Source organism: Microbacterium sp. SORGH_AS_1204 (assembly GCF_030818935.1).
GTDB lineage: Bacteria > Actinomycetota > Actinomycetes > Actinomycetales > Microbacteriaceae > Microbacterium.
This window is the reverse complement of the sequence record NZ_JAUTBD010000001.1, coordinates 3,584,602-3,601,488: the sequence shown is the minus strand read 5'-3', so window position 1 is coordinate 3,601,488 and position 16,887 is coordinate 3,584,602. Positions and strand designations below refer to the sequence as shown.

Annotated in this window: 14 protein-coding genes and 2 pseudogenes; 6 read left to right on the top strand and 10 right to left on the bottom strand. The window is 69.4% G+C overall.

All coding sequences use genetic code 11. The features are described from left to right. Positions 1 to 147 precede the first annotated feature (147 nt). From rplI to rpsF, 4 genes are all read right to left on the bottom strand, one after another. On the bottom strand, positions 148 to 600 hold the full coding sequence (rplI, locus tag QE410_RS16620) for a 50S ribosomal protein L9 (protein WP_307334047.1): 453 nt from the start codon (positions 598 to 600) through the stop codon (positions 148 to 150). A gap of 10 nt (positions 601 to 610) precedes the next feature. Then, positions 611 to 865, bottom strand: a complete 255-nt coding sequence (gene rpsR, locus QE410_RS16615) for a 30S ribosomal protein S18 (RefSeq protein ID WP_013584646.1) — start codon at positions 863 to 865, stop codon at positions 611 to 613. 101 nt (positions 866 to 966) lie between these two features. Continuing rightward, positions 967 to 1,485 carry a single-stranded DNA-binding protein gene (locus QE410_RS16610; RefSeq protein WP_307334042.1) on the bottom strand — a complete coding sequence of 173 codons (519 nt, stop codon included), beginning with the start codon at positions 1,483 to 1,485 and terminating at the stop codon, positions 967 to 969. Positions 1,486 to 1,490: 5 nt separating this feature from the next. Beyond that, entirely contained in the window at positions 1,491 to 1,883 is a 393-nt protein-coding gene (rpsF, locus tag QE410_RS16605) for a 30S ribosomal protein S6 (RefSeq protein ID WP_013584644.1), read from the bottom strand. 418 nt (positions 1,884 to 2,301) lie between these two features. Here rpsF and QE410_RS16600 point away from each other — a divergent pair, with 418 nt between their 5' ends. Continuing rightward, positions 2,302 to 3,408 (top strand): hypothetical protein, encoded by a 1,107-nt coding sequence (locus tag QE410_RS16600; RefSeq protein ID WP_307334040.1) that lies wholly within the window; start codon positions 2,302 to 2,304, stop codon positions 3,406 to 3,408. A gap of 126 nt (positions 3,409 to 3,534) precedes the next feature. Here QE410_RS16600 and QE410_RS16595 read toward each other — a convergent pair whose 3' ends face one another. Together QE410_RS16595 and QE410_RS16590 are read right to left on the bottom strand one after the other, a co-directional pair. Beyond that, positions 3,535 to 4,137, bottom strand: coding sequence for a hypothetical protein (locus QE410_RS16595; RefSeq protein ID WP_307334038.1), 603 nt, complete (start codon positions 4,135 to 4,137; stop codon positions 3,535 to 3,537). A gap of 59 nt (positions 4,138 to 4,196) precedes the next feature. Further along, the gene (locus QE410_RS16590) at positions 4,197 to 7,097 is read right to left on the bottom strand and encodes a M14 family zinc carboxypeptidase (protein WP_307334036.1); all 2,901 of its coding nucleotides are present in this window, start codon (positions 7,095 to 7,097) and stop codon (positions 4,197 to 4,199) included. Positions 7,098 to 7,496: 399 nt separating this feature from the next. On the opposite strand from QE410_RS16590, the gene QE410_RS16585 reads away from it, so the two are divergent. After that, positions 7,497 to 8,558 carry an LLM class flavin-dependent oxidoreductase gene (locus QE410_RS16585; RefSeq protein ID WP_307334034.1) on the top strand — a complete coding sequence of 354 codons (1,062 nt, stop codon included), beginning with the start codon at positions 7,497 to 7,499 and terminating at the stop codon, positions 8,556 to 8,558. A gap of 340 nt (positions 8,559 to 8,898) precedes the next feature. Here the strand turns inward: QE410_RS16585 and QE410_RS16580 are convergent, their stop codons facing one another. Both QE410_RS16580 and QE410_RS16575 read right to left on the bottom strand, forming a co-directional pair. Next, the gene (locus tag QE410_RS16580; protein WP_307334032.1) at positions 8,899 to 10,212 is read right to left on the bottom strand and encodes an O-acetylhomoserine aminocarboxypropyltransferase/cysteine synthase family protein; all 1,314 of its coding nucleotides are present in this window, start codon (positions 10,210 to 10,212) and stop codon (positions 8,899 to 8,901) included. Next, positions 10,205 to 11,146: a RimK family alpha-L-glutamate ligase gene (locus QE410_RS16575; protein WP_307334030.1), complete on the bottom strand. Its 942-nt coding sequence runs from the start codon at positions 11,144 to 11,146 to the stop codon at positions 10,205 to 10,207. The genes QE410_RS16580 and QE410_RS16575 overlap by 8 nt, the downstream gene beginning before the upstream one ends. Before the next feature lie 144 nt (positions 11,147 to 11,290). Here QE410_RS16575 and QE410_RS16570 point away from each other — a divergent pair, with 144 nt between their 5' ends. The 4 genes and pseudogenes from QE410_RS16570 (at position 11,291) to QE410_RS16555 (ending at position 14,018) form a co-directional block, all read left to right on the top strand. Beyond that, complete coding sequence (locus tag QE410_RS16570; protein WP_307334028.1) at positions 11,291 to 12,121, top strand: bifunctional 2-polyprenyl-6-hydroxyphenol methylase/3-demethylubiquinol 3-O-methyltransferase UbiG; 831 nt, start codon at positions 11,291 to 11,293, stop codon at positions 12,119 to 12,121. Positions 12,122 to 12,341: 220 nt separating this feature from the next. After that, positions 12,342 to 12,491: pseudogene (locus tag QE410_RS16565) on the top strand (ATP-binding cassette domain-containing protein); the annotation flags it as partial. Positions 12,492 to 12,494: 3 nt separating this feature from the next. Continuing rightward, positions 12,495 to 12,706 (top strand): annotated as a pseudogene (locus tag QE410_RS16560) (response regulator transcription factor); the annotation flags it as partial. A gap of 364 nt (positions 12,707 to 13,070) precedes the next feature. Further along, the gene (locus QE410_RS16555; protein ID WP_307334026.1) at positions 13,071 to 14,018 is read left to right on the top strand and encodes a hypothetical protein; all 948 of its coding nucleotides are present in this window, start codon (positions 13,071 to 13,073) and stop codon (positions 14,016 to 14,018) included. A 323-nt stretch (positions 14,019 to 14,341) separates the two neighbouring features. Here the strand turns inward: QE410_RS16555 and QE410_RS16550 are convergent, their stop codons facing one another. After that, entirely contained in the window at positions 14,342 to 14,734 is a 393-nt protein-coding gene (locus QE410_RS16550; protein WP_307334024.1) for a DUF779 domain-containing protein, read from the bottom strand. A 205-nt stretch (positions 14,735 to 14,939) separates the two neighbouring features. After that, positions 14,940 to 16,490 (bottom strand): aldehyde dehydrogenase family protein, encoded by a 1,551-nt coding sequence (locus QE410_RS16545; protein WP_307334022.1) that lies wholly within the window; start codon positions 16,488 to 16,490, stop codon positions 14,940 to 14,942. Positions 16,491 to 16,887 lie beyond the last annotated feature (397 nt).

Here is a 16,887-nt window from a genome sequence, read left to right as displayed (position 1 = left end):
GGCGACCCACCCCAACGCCCGCAACCCACCCACACCCCCGGGCGACCCACCCCACAACCGCGCCCCACGGCGAGCCCGCGCCCCCGGAACGCGGAACGGCCCCGCCCTGCCGAAGCAGGAGCGGGGCCGTTCTCGAAACGCAGCGAATTACTTCGCGGCGACCACCTGGAGGGTGATCACGGCGGTGACGTCGTCACGCAGGCGAACGGTCGCCTCGTGCTCGCCGACCGACTTGATCGCGGAGGTGATCTGGATCTTGCGCTTGTCGAGCTCGCCCAGGCCGGCAGCCTTCACGGCGTCGGCGACATCGGCGGGCTTGACCGAACCGAAGAGGCGTCCCTCGTTGCCGGCCTTGACCGACAGCTTGACGGTGTTCGACTCGAGGTTGTTCTTCAGCGACACGGCCTCTTCGTGGTCGTGGATCGCGCGGGACTCGCGAGCGGCGCGGATCGACGCGACCTGCTTCTCGCCACCACGGCTCCAGGCCACGGCGAAGCCCTGCGGGATGAGGTAGTTACGGGCGTACCCGTTCTTGACCTCGACAACGTCACCGGCGCTACCGAGCCCGGTGACCTCATTCGTGAGAATCAGCTTTGCCATCGGGTGCTCCTTAGCGGCCGGCGCCGGCGTAGGGCAGGAGAGCCATCTCGCGCGCGTTCTTGATGGCGCGGGCGATCAGGCGCTGCTCCTGCACGGAGACACCGGTGATACGACGGGCGCGGATCTTGCCGCGCTCCGAGATGAACTTGCGGAGGGTTGCGACGTCCTTGTAGTCGATGACGCCGACGCGGATCGCCTTCGCGGGGGCTGCGTTCTTCGCGCCCTTCCGCGGCTTGCGGCGGTCGCCAGTGGCCTTTCCAGCCATGCTTCCTTCTTTCGTGTGGTTCGGATGCCGAGCCGGTCACGCGGACCGGGGCATGGCATCCGGAATTTCGGGGGTCGTCGCGCCGGGAGGCGCAGCGAAGATCAGAACGGGGTGTCGTCTCCGTAGGAGCCAGGAGTGCTCCACGCGTCTGCGCCGCTGTTGCCGCCGCCGTTGCTCGAGCCGGGGGTCGACCACGGCTCGTCGTTCGACTGCTGCACCTGCGGGCGCTGGCCGCCGCCACCACCACCGCCGCCACCGGCGGCACGGGTGACCTGGGCGGTCGCGTAGCGGAGCGAGGGGCCGATCTCATCGACTTCGAGTTCGATGGAGGTGCGGTTGTTGCCCTCGCGGTCCTGGTACGAACGCTGCTTCAGGCGACCGGTCGCGATGACACGGCTGCCCTTCGTCAGCGAACCGGCGACGTGCTCGGCGAATTCGCGCCACACCGAGGCGCGCAGGAAGAGCGCCTCGCCGTCCTTCCACTCGTTCGCCTGACGGTCGAACGTGCGGGGGGTCGACGCGATGGTGAAGTTCGCCACCGGAAGCCCGTTCTGCGTGTAACGCAGCTCGGGGTCAGCGGTGAGGTTCCCCACGACGGTGATGACGGTTTCGCCGGCCATCGTCGTTACTTCGCAGCCTTCTCGGCGGACTCGACCTTGCGGGGAGCGGCGGCCTTGCGGGCGGCCTTCTCTTCGGAGCGCTTGGCCTCGGCGGCGACCTGGGCGATCGCTTCTTCGGCGCGCAGAACCTTGGTGCGCATGATCTGCTCGTTCAGCTTCAGCTGACGGTCGAGCTCGTTCGTGGCCTCGCTGGTCGCGACGAAGTTGACGACGGCGTAGATGCCCTCGTTCTTCTTGCGGATCTCGTAGGCCAGGCGACGGCGGCCCCAGATGTCGACCTTGTCGATGGTTCCTCCATCGGCCGTGATGACCTTGAGGAATCCGTCGAGCTTCGGAGCGACCTGGCGCTCGTCGACCTCGGGATCGAAGATGACCATGAGTTCGTACTGGTGCGTCACTAACCCACCTCCTTCGGACTAGAACGGCTGACGGGCATTTCCCGGCAGCAGGAGGGTGTGTTGCACGTCGTCACGGGCTCACACGCGCATGGGCGTCGCCGGACAACCTTCGTAGTCTAACGGATGCCGCGGGCCGGCGGGATCGCGGGCGGCGGCCCGGCGGCCCGGCCGGTGGTGGGATGCCGCGCGCCGAGCGGACGCCGTCCTCCCGTCGGGGGCCGGTCAGACGCCGTCATCCCCGTCGGCGCGCCGGTCGAGGGCCCGCCTTCGGGTTTGGGGCGGTATCTGCGGTTTGGGGCGTGAGTTATCCGCCCCGACGCGCGGATACCGCCCCAAAACTCGTGGAATCCTCGGCGACGGCCGCCGCACTGCCCGATGTCGGACGCCCCCGCTACGGTCGAAGGCGGGGAGGCGACACATGACGACACCAACGCAGATCGACACTGCGCCGCTGACCGAGCCCGTCGACACGTCGGCCGTGCGCGCATTCACCGCCGAGCTGCGCGCCCGCGGCACCCTGCGAGGCCGCACGCTGTCGATCGTCATCCTGGCGGTCATCGGCGCCGCGTTCGCGCTCGTGGTCGTGCCGATCATCTTCTCGCTGATCGTCTCGATCGTCTCCGACAGCGGCGGCAACGCCGTCGTCGCCGTGCCCTTCCTGGTGATCGGTGCCATCGTGGCGGTGGTCGCGGTGGCGGTCATCCGCGGTTTCAGGGGCGCAGCCGTCCGTCGCTACCGATTCGACCGTTTCGCTCGCGCGAACGGCATGACCTGGCATCCGGGCTACATGAATCCTGAGCTGCCGGGCATGATCTTCGGCCTCGGCCGCGATCGCGAAACCCACGACCTCATGCGGCGCCCGCAGCCGCGATTCTTCGAGGTGGCCAACTTCACCTACGAGACCGGCTCGGGCAAGAACAAGCAGACGCACCGCTGGGGGTACGCCGCGCTCCGGCTCGACACGCCACTCCCCCACATCGTGCTGGATGCCGTGGGCAACAACGGCCTGTTCGGCGGCTCCAATCTGCCGGTCACCTTCGGCCGCAACCAACGCCTCAGCCTGGAGGGCGACTTCGACGAGTACTTCGCGCTGTACTGCCCCGAAGGGTACGAACGCGACGCCCTCTACCTCTTCACCCCCGACGTGATGGCGCGGTTCATCGACAATGCGGCCGCCCTCGACGTCGAGATCATCGACGACTGGCTGTTCCTCTACTCGCGGCGCGACCTGTCCACCCTCGATCCCGCGACGTGGCAGTGGCTCTTCACCACCGCGGCCGCCCTCGACGACAAGCTCGCCCAGTGGGCGCGGTGGCGCGACGAGCGCCTGACCGAGGCGCCGACGGCGGGGGCCGTGGCATCCGGTCTCCCCGCGCAGCCGAGCGCGCTGCTCACTCCCCCGCCGGTGGGTGTCGCGAGGGGCGGGCGCAGGCTCCGCCGCGGCTTCTCGTGGGTGACCGTGGTGGTCGCCGTCGCGATCGGCGGGTGGTGGCTGCTGACGATCGTGTTCGACATCGCGAGCTGACGCGGCGGGCGCCTGCAGGTCTCCTCCGGCCGAGGAGGATCCTGGGCCCCGACGAGGGGTCCGGTCAGCACACCGAGCCGGTCGCTGCGACAGGCCCCTTGCCCGGCGACGGGTGCGGGGGAAGGCTCAGTCGAGTTCGCGGCTGATCGCGATCGTCTCGCTGACCGTGCCGCCCGCGCCCTGCACCGTCAGCGTGAACACCTGATCGGCGTCGCTGCACGCGAAGGTGAGGCCCGAGAAGCCGGCGCTGGTCAGGTCGACCTCCGCCGCGGGCTGCACCGAGGCGTCGCTGGTTCCGACGCCCATCCAGGCGCGGTCGGCGCCCTCACTGGTCCACGAGAACGTCAACGGCACGGTGCCGGCCCGGTCGTCGGGGCACGCCGCGACAGCCGGTTCGACGGCGAAAGCTGAGATGACCGGGTCTTCTGCGGAGGCAGCCGGGGGAGCGGATGCCGCCGGGGGAGCGGAGGCCTCGGACGCGGACGTCGCCGGCGGCTCGGCCGGGGAGGCGCCTGCCGTTCCCGGGCTCGAGGCAGACGCGGCGGTCGACGGCGCCGCGACCTGCGGAGCGGACGAGCCCGTCGCGGTCACCGCCCAGATCGCCAGCGCGATGCCACCGAGAACGAGTGCCGAACCGACGGCGAGCGCCGCACGACGCCGACGGAGAGGGGATGCCGAGCCGGAGGCCGTGGCATCCGGCTCTCGCGAGGGGTCTTCGGGGTGGGTCATGGGTGGAGCTCCAGAGTGGGGACTCCGGGGAGGGGCGGGTGCCCCTCCCCGGAGCGGGGTCAGCGCGTCGAGGTGGTCGAGCGCGTGCGGCCGATCACGATCAAGCCGACACCGACCATGCCGGCGGAGAGGGCGAGCCAGCCCAGCGACGAGACGTCGTCAGCGCCGGTCCGCGCGAGCGAGCCCGACCCCGTGGCGGGTACCGCCGTCGCCGACGCCGTCGGTGCCAGCGTGGGCTGGGGCGTCGGCGCGACCGTCGGGCCGGGCGTCGGCTCACCCGTCGGGCCGGGCGTCGGCTCAGCCGTCGGCGTCACCGTGGGCTCCGGCGTCGGCGCGACCGTCGGCTCGGCCGTCGGCGCGACCGTCGGCTCCACCGTGGGCTCGGGCGTCGGGGTCGGCGTGGGCGTCGGCTCGACGTCAGCGGACTCGTCCACCGCCCAGAACACCGCGCGGGCGATGTCGCTGAAGGCACCGACCGGGTGCGCGCGGAAGGTCGGCGACGTGCCGAACACGAAGGCACGCGTTCCGGACGGACCGGTGAGCGAGACCGCCGACGCCTGGCCCGCGGCATCCTGGATCGACTGGCCGACCCGGTCGGGCCAGTGACCCGCCACGAACGTATCGGCGGAGGCGTATCGCTGCTCGACGGTCACACCAGCCGCGGGGTTGGGGAACCACGCGAACGGGTAGCCGAAGGCGGTGTCCTGCGGGTAGTCGCCCAGCACGCCGTCGGCGGGGGTTTCCACCCGCGCGATGCCGTTGGTCGTGCGGTTACCGGACACCGCGGTAAGCGGCGTGACGAACGTGCTGACGAACGCCGCACCGCCCGCGCCGCGCCCGACGACGGGCTTGCCGGCCGCGATGAACGCCTTCACCCGGTCGGCTCCGGCCTGCTGCTCCGCGGTGAAGCTGAGACCGGTGCCGACGTAGAGCACGTCGACGCTCGACAGGTCGACCTCGCCCGCGACGAGCGCGGTGGCCGTGACCGGCACGAGCCCCGTAAAGCCGAGCTCGGTCAGGGCGTCGCGGTCTCCCGCGTCGCCGACGTATCCGATGCGCACGCTGCGCAGCTCGGTGCCGTCCTGTGCGCCGGTGACGAGCTCGAAGTCGACGCCGAACAGGTCCGCCGCCAGCTCGGCGGCCGCGCGGGCCGTCGCTCCGGAACCGAGCACGATCGTGCCGTCGGACAGCTGTGACAGAGGGATCCCGTAGGCGAGCAGCCCGTTGACGGCCTGCCAGTCGGCCACGCCGCGCGGCTCGAACGCCAGCGAACCCGCCCCGGTGGGAACGGACCCGGTCAGCGGCGCCTCGGTGACGGCCTCGACGGCGGTGGTCGGCGCGGCATCCGTCGTCTCACCGATGCGTGCGACGTCGGCGCCCCACAGCAGCGAGAGGCTCCACGCGGAGATGTCGTACATGTCGGGCACGCGGTCGGAGATGTCGGATCCGTCGGCGAGCAGCACGTTCGCGAGTCCGCGCAGCGGCTGATGCATGTCGACGTAGAACGAGCCGGCCGGGTAGTCCACCCCGTCGACACGAGCGGCCTGCGTCAGCCGTTCGACCCGGATGCCGTTGACGAGCAGCTGCTGCACGAGCGTCTGCGCGTCGGAGTCCGAACGCTGACCGTCACCCACGGGAATGACGTAAGCGCGCGGGAAGTCGGCGTTGTAGATGTCGGTCTCGTCCCAGATGTCGGTCCACTCCGTCGGCACGCCGGGTGCGAGGTCCTCCGGAGCGACATCGGCGGGGATCACGCGGCTGGGCTCGCCGGCCTCGCCGCGGCGGAAGATCTCGATCTGGTTCTCGAGCAGGGCGTCGCTGTGCTCGTCGACGTAGTCCACGACGGTGTCGATGACGACCTCGGCGACCTCGATGTTCACCTTCGCGCGCGCAGGCTGATCGCCCGAGCGGCCGAGCGGCAGCTCCACGGTGTTGGTGATGGCGCCCTGGTACGCCACGTACTGCGGCGCGAAGATCGGGGGCCAGTCGTCCCAGCCCGACCGCTGATCGCGGTAAGGGATGTTGATGAAACCGGTGTTGGTCTCGGTCACGCTGTCGGTCGCCGGGTCGTAGTACGTGTTGCCGGGGATGTTCGCCGCGGTCACGGCATCCTCGATCTCCAGGGCCGTGGCGTAGGCGTGGGGCACGAAGAGGTCGTATTCGTAGTTCTCACCGTGCGGCGGGCCGCAGGGCTCGACCTGCAGCACGCTGGTGTAGCCGTGCAGGTCGATGAAGTAGGTCGGCTGGATGATGCTCGCGAGGTCGCGGACGATGGATGCCTCGGCTGTCGCGCCCGTGATGAAGTCGCGGTTCGGGTCGTAGCCGTTGGCGGTTCCGCGCTGTCCGAGGGCCCGGCCGTCGGGGTTGTTCGTGACCGTGAAGTACACGCGGTGGTCACTGAGCATCTTGGTCGTCGCCGGGTCGGTCGACGTCGCGAGGTCTTCGATGTAGTTGAGGGTGGCGTCGGTGCCCTCCCACTCGTTGCCGTGGATGTTGCCGTTGAACCACATCGGCACCTTGTACCCGCTCTCGAGCGCCGCGTCTGCGGCGGCGGCGGTCGGGTCGGCCTTGATGAGGTCGCGCCAGTCGGCCTGCTGCGCCGTCTCGGCGGTGGTCTCAGGGGTGGTGACGGTGACGAGGTAGATGTCGCGACCCTGTGCCGAGGTGCCGACGACCTGCGTCGACACGCGGTCGCTGGTGTCCATCAGCGTGTTGAGGAACGGCGCGATCTCGTCGTAGGGCCGCACGCCGCGCGCGATGGAGGCGTCTTCGGGGAGGTCGGGGAACACCTTCAGCTCGGGCTGCACCGGGTAGCTGGTGGGCATGTCGATCAGCGGCGACACGGGCCGCACGATGTTGAGCGAAGGCGGAACCATCGCGGCCGAGGCCGGGAGGGCGGCGAACACGGTTGTCGCGGCGAAGCCGTAGACGACAGTGCCCGCGAGGATGCGTCTCTGCACGGGGTCTCCATGGGTTGCGTGCCGCGCGCCGTGGAGCATCACGCGCGGCAAGGGGGGGCGATTCGGTTGGCCGAACCTGAAAGAAACCTATGGATGCCGTGTTACCGAGCAGTGACGCGGGCTCACCACCGTGTTACCGCGGCCGGAGAACGCTGCGTTCGGCGGCCGGGTCGGGACACGGGTTACCGCGCGCGCAATCTCCGTGATGTGCGCAACCTCCGTGGCATCCGCCGCTCGGCAACTGAGCTTGTGCGAATCGCTGAGCTTGTGCGTCGCCGTCGTGCGCGCCCAGCCCGCTGGCGGAGACGGTGGCCCTGCGTGCGCGCGTCGGCACAGCCGTTGTGACCTCCGGTGTCACCGTCGACACCGCTCCTTCGGGCAGACGGGAGGATGGATGCCATGACCTCCCCCCAACGTGTGCGTTTCGGCTATTGGACCCCGATCTTCGGCGGCTGGCTCCGCAACGTCGACGACGAGCACACTCCGGTGTCGTTCGCCCACATCGCCGAGATCGCCCGGGCCGCCGAGGAGGGCGGCTTCGACCTGACGCTCATCCCCGAGCTCAACCTCAACGACATCAAGGGCGTCGAGGCCCCGTCTCTCGATGCGTGGGCGGTGACCGCGGGGCTGGCGGCGGTGACGTCGTCGCTGGAGTTGATGACGGCCGTGCGTCCCGGGTTTCACAACCCGTTCCACACCGCGAAGCAGGCGGCCACGATCGATGAGATCAGCGGCGGCCGCTTCACGCTCAACGTCGTGTCGGCATGGTGGGCCGAGGAAGCCAAGCAGTACGAGGGACTCTTCAGCGTCCATGATGACCGGTACGCGCGCACCATCGAGTGGGTGGAGGTGCTGCGCGGCCTGTGGTCGCAGACGCCCTTCGCCTACGAGGGGGAGTATTACCGCACCGAGGGCACGTACACCGAGCCGAAGCCGCAGGTACAGCCGCGTCTGTACGCCGGCGGCGAGAGCGAGGCGGGTCGCACCGCCATCACTCGCTTCGCGGACGCGTACCTGACCCACGGCGGCACCCTCGAGGAGCTCGAGACGAAGGTCGCCGACATGCGCCGTCGTCGCACGGAGGCCGGCGCGACGCCGTTCGAGGCGTTCGGCATGGCCGCGTACGCGATCGTGCGCGACACCGAAGAAGAGGCTCAGGCCGAGATCGACCGCATCACCGACGTGCGCGGGGGAGCGGCCTACGGCTCGTACCAGGACTTCGTGAGCAAGTCGAAGCTCGACACCCAGGTCGACCTGAAGGAGTACTCGGTGTCGAACCGGGGTCTGCGACCCAACCTCGTCGGCACGCCCGACCAGGTGGCCGAGCGCATCGTCGCGTTCGCGAACGTCGGCGTCTCGACGCTGCTGCTGCAGTTCTCGCCGCACCTGCCCGAGCTGCGGCGCTTCGCGGCCGAGGTCATTCCGCGCGTGCGGCGCCTGGAGGCATTGCGCGACGCCTGAGTCCGGGGGCTGCGGCGCCGGCGCGAGTGGCCTCTGGGCCCGTCGCAGCCGCCGGGCCCGTCGCAGCCACCGGACCCCACCACTCGACCCGCGCCGCGCACGCCAGGTGGCTGAGCCCGACGAAGCCACCGGACGCCACCACTCGACGCGCGCCGCGCACGCCAGGTGACTGAGCCCGTCGAAGCCACCGGGCGCCACCACTCGACGCGCACGCCAGGTGGCTGAGCCCGTCGCAGCCACCGGGCCCGGTAGCGCGCCCGGACCCTTCGACAGGCTCAGGGACCTCCGCCGTAAGGGCGCTCCGACCGCACGCCGGAAGCGCGAGATCCTGACGCGGGGGCTACACCGCCGCGCGGAGGGCCTGATCGAGGTCGGCGATCAGGTCTTCGGCATCCTCGAGTCCGATCGACAGGCGCACGAGGCCGTCGCTGATGCCGAGGCGATCGCGGGTCTCTTGCGTGAAGCCGATGTGGGTCGTGGTCGCCGGGTGCAGTGCCATCGAGCGGGTGTCGCCGATGTTCGTCATGCGGCTGAACAGGCGCAGCGCATCGAAGAAGCGTTCGGCGTCATCGCGTCCGCCGCGCACGGTGAACGAGAATACCGAGCCCGACAGCCCGCCGTAATCGCGCAGCGCGAGGTGGTGCTGCGGGTGCGAGGGGAGTCCGGCGTAGTCGACGCTCTCGACGGCGTCGTGCTGTTCGAGCCACTCGGCGATCGTGCGGGCGCTGGCGAGATGCTGCCGCATGCGCACCGACAGCGTCTCCATGCCCTGTTGCAGCAGGAAGCCGTTGAGCGGCGAGAGCGCGGGGCCGGTGTCGTTGGCGATGCCGAACCGCAGCGACAGCTCGAACGCGCGGGGTCCGAACGCCTCGACGAATGAGGCGTGCGTGGCGATCGGGGTGTCGGTGAGGGCGGGGTAGGGGCGGTTGGATGCCACCCAGTCGAACGTTCCGCCGTCGACCACCGCGCCGGCGAGGTTGGCGCCGTGGCCCGAGAGGAACTTCGTCGCGGAGTGCACGACGATGTCGGCGCCCTGCTCGATGGGGCGGACCAGGAAGGGCGTCGCGATCGTGTTGTCGACGACGAGGGGGATGCCGTGGCGCTTCGCGATGCGCGCGACGGCGGGGATGTCGACGATGTCGTTCTTGGGGTTGGGGAGCGTCTCGGTGAAGATCGCCTTCGTCTCGGGCCGGATCAGGGCGTCCCACTCGGCCTCGTCGGTCGGGTCCCACACGTACTCGACGGTGACGCCCATGCGCGCGAAGGTGCGGTCGAACAGCACGCGTGTGCCGCTGTAGATGCTCGCGGTCGAGACGATGTGCTCGCCGGAACCGGCCAGCGCCAGCAGCGACACGGTGATGGCCGCCTGCCCCGATCCGACGACGATGGCGCCCGAGCCGCCTTCGAGCGACGCGAGTCGGCGTTCGGCGACCTGGTTGGTCGGGTTGGCGTTGCGCGAGTAGAGGTGGCCGAGGTCGGCACCGGCGAAGCGATCGGTCGCCTCTTGGAAGGACGCGAACCGGTAGGCCGCCGACAGATGCACGGGGGTGATGCGCGAGCCGTGAGTCAGGTCTTCTTGCTCGCCGGCGTGCACCTGACGCGTGGCGAAGCCGAAGCCCTCCCAGTCGGTGTGCGGCACGCCCGGCTCAGCCACGGAGGGTCTCCACTTCGCGCGGGAGGAGCGAGCCGAGCCAGCGCGCGATCTCGCGCGGGCCCGAGCGGGGGGCGGATGCCTCGACGTCGGGGTTGTAATTCGTGTTCGTGTTGACGTCGTAGGTCACCGTACGGCCGTCGCGCGTCTCGATGAACTCGATGCCGGCGATGCCCACGCCCTCGGCCGCGAGGAAGGCGAGATAGCGGTCGAGCAGCGCCGGGTCGACGTCGTCGCGCAGGCGGAAGAGGGGCTCGGGCTCGACCCCGTCGGCGCCGGGGATCGCGCACGCCTCGGCGGGGCACAGCTCGAAACTGCCCGCGCTGGTGTCGACCCGAACGGCATAGACGAAATCGCCCGCGACGAACTCGGCCCGGGTGATCGAGGAGTCGCGGCCGACCAGCAGCTCTTGCAGCAGCGTGATGCCGTCGGGCGACGGCTCGAAGTCGGCGCTGTCGACCCACTCGGCGAAGGCGTCGACCGAGTCCCACCGCCGCACGCCCAGGCCCTTGCCGCCCTGGTTGTGCTTGCTGATGAACGGCGCGCCGAAGCGCTCGGCGGAGGCGGCGAGGTCGTGCGTGCCGAAGACGGCGAGCGTGCGCGGAACCTCGATGCCCGCGTGGCGAAGGGCTGCGTGCTGAGCGACCTTGCTGACCTCGAGCTCGAGCACGTCGGCGCCGTTGATCACCGTGCGCCCCCACGAGGCGAGCCATCGCAGCACGGCGCGACCGAACTCCTTGCTGGAGGCGTGATCGCGCGTGTGTGCGGAGGCGCTCAGGCGCGACCAGAAGACGCCGTCGGGCGGCTCGACCGCGAGATCGATCGAGCCGTCGGTGAGCAGCCACTCTTCGAACGGCACCCCCTCGGCTTCGAACGCCGCAGCGAACGGCGGAATCCACTGGGGATTCTCGTGGATGACATAGACCTTGCCCGACATTCCGCCAGGCTAACGCGCCCCTCCGACATCGCGATGAACAGCTCGTCACGCGAGGTCACGGCATCCGTGAACGAAACTCGGCAGGGGGCGCGCGGCATCCGCAATCTGTAATGTGGCAAGGCTCTGCCAGCGGGAAGGGATGCCATGACCTCCGACTACATCGACGCCAACCGCGCCAACTGGGATCAGCGTGCCACCCTGCACGCGGCCCGCGACGGCTCGGGCTACGGCGTGCAGCGGTACGTTACCGACGCGGAGGCCCTGTCGGACGTCGTGCGCTTCGACCTGCCCCTCCTCGGCGACATCGCGGGCCTGCGCACGGTGCATCTGCAATGCCACATCGGCACCGACACCCTGTCGCTCGGGCGTCTGGGCGCCCGCGTGACCGGCCTCGACTTCTCCGAGAACGCCGTCGCCGAAGCCCGCCGTCTGGCCGCCGAGGCCGGTGCCGAGGTCGACTTCGTGCAGGCGGATGTGCGGGATGCCGCGAACGTCCTGCCCCGCGGGACGTTCGACCTCGTCTACACCGGCATCGGCGCGCTGTGCTGGCTGCCGTCGATCACCGACTGGGCGGGTGTCGTGGCCGACCTGCTGGCGCCGGGGGGCACGCTGCACATCCGAGAGGGACATCCCGTGCTGTGGTCGATGAACGAGACCCTCCCTGGTCTGACCCTGGCGTTCCCCTACTTCGAGCAGACCACACCACTGGAGTGGGACGACGAGAACACCTACGTCGAGGTCGCGGCACCGATCACCGCGACGCGCACGTACGAGTGGAATCGCGGTCTCGGCGAGATCGTCACCGCCCTGCTCGACCGCGGCCTGCGCCTCGACGCGCTCGTCGAGCACGACAGCGTGCCGTGGGAGGCGCTTCCCGGCCGCATGACCCAGCGCCCCGACGGCGAGTACGCGCTGACGGAACAGCCCTCGGTCATGCCGTTGAGCTACACGATCCGCGCGGTGAAGCCGGCCTGAGGAGCGCGAGAACAGCACGTCTGTGCTGCGGCCAGCACAACTCCGCAGGACGGTGAGAGACGGCGATCTTAAAAAGTGGCGTCGCCAGCGGTGCGACCGCCACGATGAGCACAGGTCCTCGGCATTCGAGCGCGTCGAGGTCCCTCCCATGACGAACGTCACCCCCAAGAGGTGACCAGGGTCCGAGGCCCGCAGGCGTCGTCGTCGCCGGCATGGAGACATGACCTCCTCCACCACCGACCCCGCCGCGATCGACGCGCGGGGCGTCGTCAAGGGCTTCGGCTCCGTCCACGCCGTCCGCGGCGTCGACCTCACCATTCGCCCCGGCGAGATCGTGGCGTTCCTCGGTCCGAACGGCGCCGGCAAGACGCCCGAACCGCTCGCACAGGGCGACTCCCCGCTGACGGAGCGAAGACGGACGTGCTCGCGGCAGCGCGCGACGGCGGTTCGATCGCCGATATCGCGCGGACGGTCCACCTCTCCGAGGGGACGGTGAAGAATTGCCTGTCGAGCGCCATCGGGAACACCGGAGGAAGAAGTCGGGCGGATGCCGTGCGGGTCGCGGCGGAGCGGGGGTGGCTGTAGGCCGCGCGAGGTGGGGCTCCGCAGTGATCCGAAGCCACACCCGACGATCGGTCGGCTACCGCCACATTCCCCCAAACGTGGTGATGCGGTGAAGGAAAGCTCATTCAGGTGCGCATGTTCGAGCCCGCTCCTCAGTTCACGCATCGCGCCGTGAGTCCGCGGCGAGGACGAACTGCTCCCTGAGTCACCCTCTGGGTGAATTTGCGTTGTCACCCCTTCGGCCGACATCGACGCGCGGTGATGAAGTTTTCGGCGAGATAGAATGTATACATGCTCAGTTTTCTATGCTCCTCTATGCGATCACTCATCATCGGCGCGATGTCGCGCCGGTGACGTCCTCCGTGGTCACAGAAAGGTGAAAGTGATGAGAACCCCACCCGCGCGCGCCCGGCTCGGACTCCTGCCGAAGCTGACCGTCGCCACCATCGCGTGCTGTGTCGTCGCCTTCTCGGCGGTGCCCGCCTCCGCTGAAGACAACGTCGACACGACCGACCCGACCGCGGTCGCGGCCCTCGTGGCCGAAGCGGCTCCCGACAGCGCACAACCGGTCGACGCCAGCTCGACGGGCACCGCCTTCGAGACGTCCACCGCCGACGCGACGACGACGATCCCCCTCGACCCCGAGCGGCCGATCGAGGTGAGGGCCGATGTCGCCGGAAGGCAGATCTCGGCGAGCATCACCCTGCCCGACGGGCTCGACCTCGACGCGGCGGAAGCGGCGGGAGACGGAACCGTCGTGTACCCGAGCAGCAGCGACGCGAGCGTCGCGGTGCAGACCCTAGAGTCCGGGGACACCCGCGTGCAGACGGTGATCCCGGACCGTGACGCCACGCACGAGGCCGCATTCGGCATGGAGGGGTTCCGGGCCGTCATCGACTCCTCCGGCAACGCCGGTTTCGTCCAGGACGGACGGGAGGGCGCCTTCGTCCCGGTCGATGCGGCGTGGGCGACGGACGCGGCGGGTGCGCCGGTCTCCACGCACTACGAGGTGCAGGGCGATCGATTGGTGCAGATCGTCACCCCGAGCGCCGACACGGTCTACCCGATCGTCGCCGACCCCACCTGGGGCTGGCGCAACGCCGCGTGGGGTCTCACCCTCAGCCGATCGGAGACGGCGAGCATCAAGGACTATGGTTCGGCTTCTGCATTCTGCGCCGCACTCGCGAAGAATCAGCGCGTCGCGTACGCGTGTGGGATTTGGGCAGGGTACTTGCAGGTGCAAGCAGCTACAGCGAACAACCGCCGGCCGAAGGGCTGCCTGCACCTCGTGGTCGCTCCGCTCCCCGGCGCGATCTCCCACACCCACTGTTGAGCCGTGCACGAGCTTCTCGAGTTCATTCGGATCCCGCTCGTGGTCACGGTGTTGTCTTCGGTGGCGGGAGCGGGCGTAGGCCTCGGGATGCAGCCGGGTGACTCGCGTGCCATGTGGGCCTCGGCCAGCGCCGTCTGTGTCGCCGGCGTGACGGTCGCCGCTCTCGCTCCGGACGCGGTCCTCGCACCTTCGGTCATCGCTCTGAGTTTCGTAGTGACCGCGACGTCGAGAAACCGGGGCCGACGACAAAACCCACGGATCGGTGACGAACAGAAGTGACGCAGGGAGCGCCCCGGATCAGTCCGGGGCGCTCCCCATAAGTCTCATGGGGCAGAGGTCACCCCGAACGCCACCCCTTCTTCCTCCGTGAGCATCCGCGACCGAATAAGGAATCGCATCCCCGTCGGCCCCTCGACGGAGAACCCGGCTCCACGGCCGGGGACGACGTCGATGGTCAGGTGCGTGAACTTCCAGTACTCGAACTGCGACTCCGACATGAAGACCCTAATCGGGTCGTCGAGACCGACCTCGATGTCGCCGAGGTGCACGTCGCTCGGACCGGTGAGGAACATGCCGACCGGGTAACACATGGGCGAGCTGCCGTCGCAGCAGCCACCGGACTGATGGAACATCAGCGGGCCGTGCTTCCCTGTCAGGTCACGCAGCAGCGCGGCCGCGGCATCCGTCACGTCTACGCGGGAGAGCCGAGTCGTCATGTCCCACTCCTTTGGTTCATGTCCCAACATGTGTCGGCTGCGGGTCGGGCAACCCGCCAGAAGTGGGACAAGGGTCCGCCCGACAGCCGCAGCGCCGCACGAACGGGAAGTCCCCGAAGCGGCACCGACGGAAAGGGTTGTGACCCCCGGAACGAACCCGGGGGTCACGCGGTCGAGGTCGCCGCCACGACCCCGACACGGCCGCTCAGAAGAAGCCCATGGCTCCATCGGCATACGACACGAGCAGATTCTTCGTCTGCTGGTAGTGATCGAGCATCTTGAGGTGGTTCTCGCGGCCGATGCCCGACTGCTTGTATCCGCCGAAGGCTGCGTGCGCCGGGTACTGGTGGTAGGTGTTCGTCCACACGCGACCGGCCTCGATCGCACGGCCGGCGCGGTAGGCGGTGTCTCCGCTGCGGCTCCAGACGCCGGCGCCGAGGCCGTAGAGAGTGTCGTTGGCGATCGAGATGGCGTCGTCGAAGTCGTCGAACGAGGTGACCGACAGCACGGGGCCGAAGATCTCCTCCTGGAAGATGCGCATGTCGTTCGTGCCTTCGAACACGGTCGGTGCGACGTAGTAGCCGCCCGACAGGTCGCCGCCGAGGTCGACCCGCTCGCCGCCGGTGAGCAGCTTCGCACCACCCTGCTTGCCGATGTCGATGTACGACAGGATCTTCTCGAGCTGGTCGTTCGAGGCCTGCGCGCCGATCATCGTCTCGGGGTCGAGCGGGTTGCCCTGGCGCACCTTCTTGACGCGCTCGAGTCCGTCACCGAGGAACTGATCGTAGATCGACCGCTGGATCAGCGACCGCGACGGACACGTGCACACCTCGCCCTGGTTGAGCGCGAACATCGTGAAGCCCTCGAGCGCCTTGTCGTAGTACGCGTCGTCGCTGCGCAGCGCCACGTCTTCGAAGAACACGTTGGGGCTCTTGCCGCCGAGTTCGAGCGTCACCGGAATGAGGTTCTGCGACGCGTACTGCATGATCAGGCGGCCGGTCGTGGTCTCGCCGGTGAAGGCGATCTTGCGGATGCGCTTGTGCTGCGCGAGCGGCGCGCCCGCCTCGATGCCGAAGCCGTTGACGATGTTGACCACACCCGCGGGCAGCAGGTCGCCGATGATGTCGAACAGGAACAGCAGGGATGCCGGAGTCTGCTCGGCCGGCTTGATCACGACGCAGTTGCCCGCGGCGAGGGCCGGCGCGAGCTTCCATGCCGCCATGAGAATGGGGAAGTTCCACGGGATGATCTGCCCGACCACACCGAGCGGCTCGTTGAAGTGGTAGGCGACGGTGTTCTCGTCGAGCTGGCTGAGCGAGCCCTCCTGCGCGCGCAGCACACCGGCGAAGTAGCGGAAGTGATCGACGGTCAGTGGGATGTCGGCCGCGAGCGTCTCGCGCACCGGCTTGCCGTTCTCCCACGTCTCGGCCACGGCGATCTTCTCGAGGTTCTGCTCGATGCGGTCGGCGATCTTGTTCAGGATGACGCTGCGCTCGGCGGGCGTGGTCTTCTTCCACGTCGCGAACGCCTTCCACGCGGCATCCACTGCTCGGTCGATGTCGTGCGCATCGCCGCGCGCGACCTCGCAGAAGGGCTTGCCGGTGACGGGGGTGATGTTCTCGAAGTATTCGCCGCTGTGCGGCTCGACCCACTCGCCGCCGATGTAATGCCCGTACCGCGAGCGGTACTCGGCGACGGATCCGCGGGTGCCGGGTGCGGCATAGACGCTCGAGACGCCTTCTTCGACGATGGTCATGCGTGTCTCCTTCGACGGTCATGAGTCGCCGCGCAGGCTCGGGGCGGCGATGCGCCGACGGTACGCCGCGGGAGGTTGCATCGGGTTGCACCGCAGGCGGGGCGGTGTGCGGAGTGGGGGTGGAGCGGGTATTCGGTGCGCGGTGTGCGGCTGCGGTGCACAGGGCAGGTGCGCGGGTAGCGCACGGTGCGGCTGGGCGGTGCGCGGTGCCCGGGTAGTGCGCGGTGCGGTGCCCGGGTGGTACGCGGTGCGGGTGTGCGGCGAAGACGCATTCGTTCGTCGACGCCGCACGCGATTGGCATCAAGCGGGTGCGTCCTCGGCGAACGGGTGCGTCCTCGGCGAACGGGTGCGTCCTCAACGAGGGGAAGGTTCAGACGAGACGCGCGGCCGTCCGGG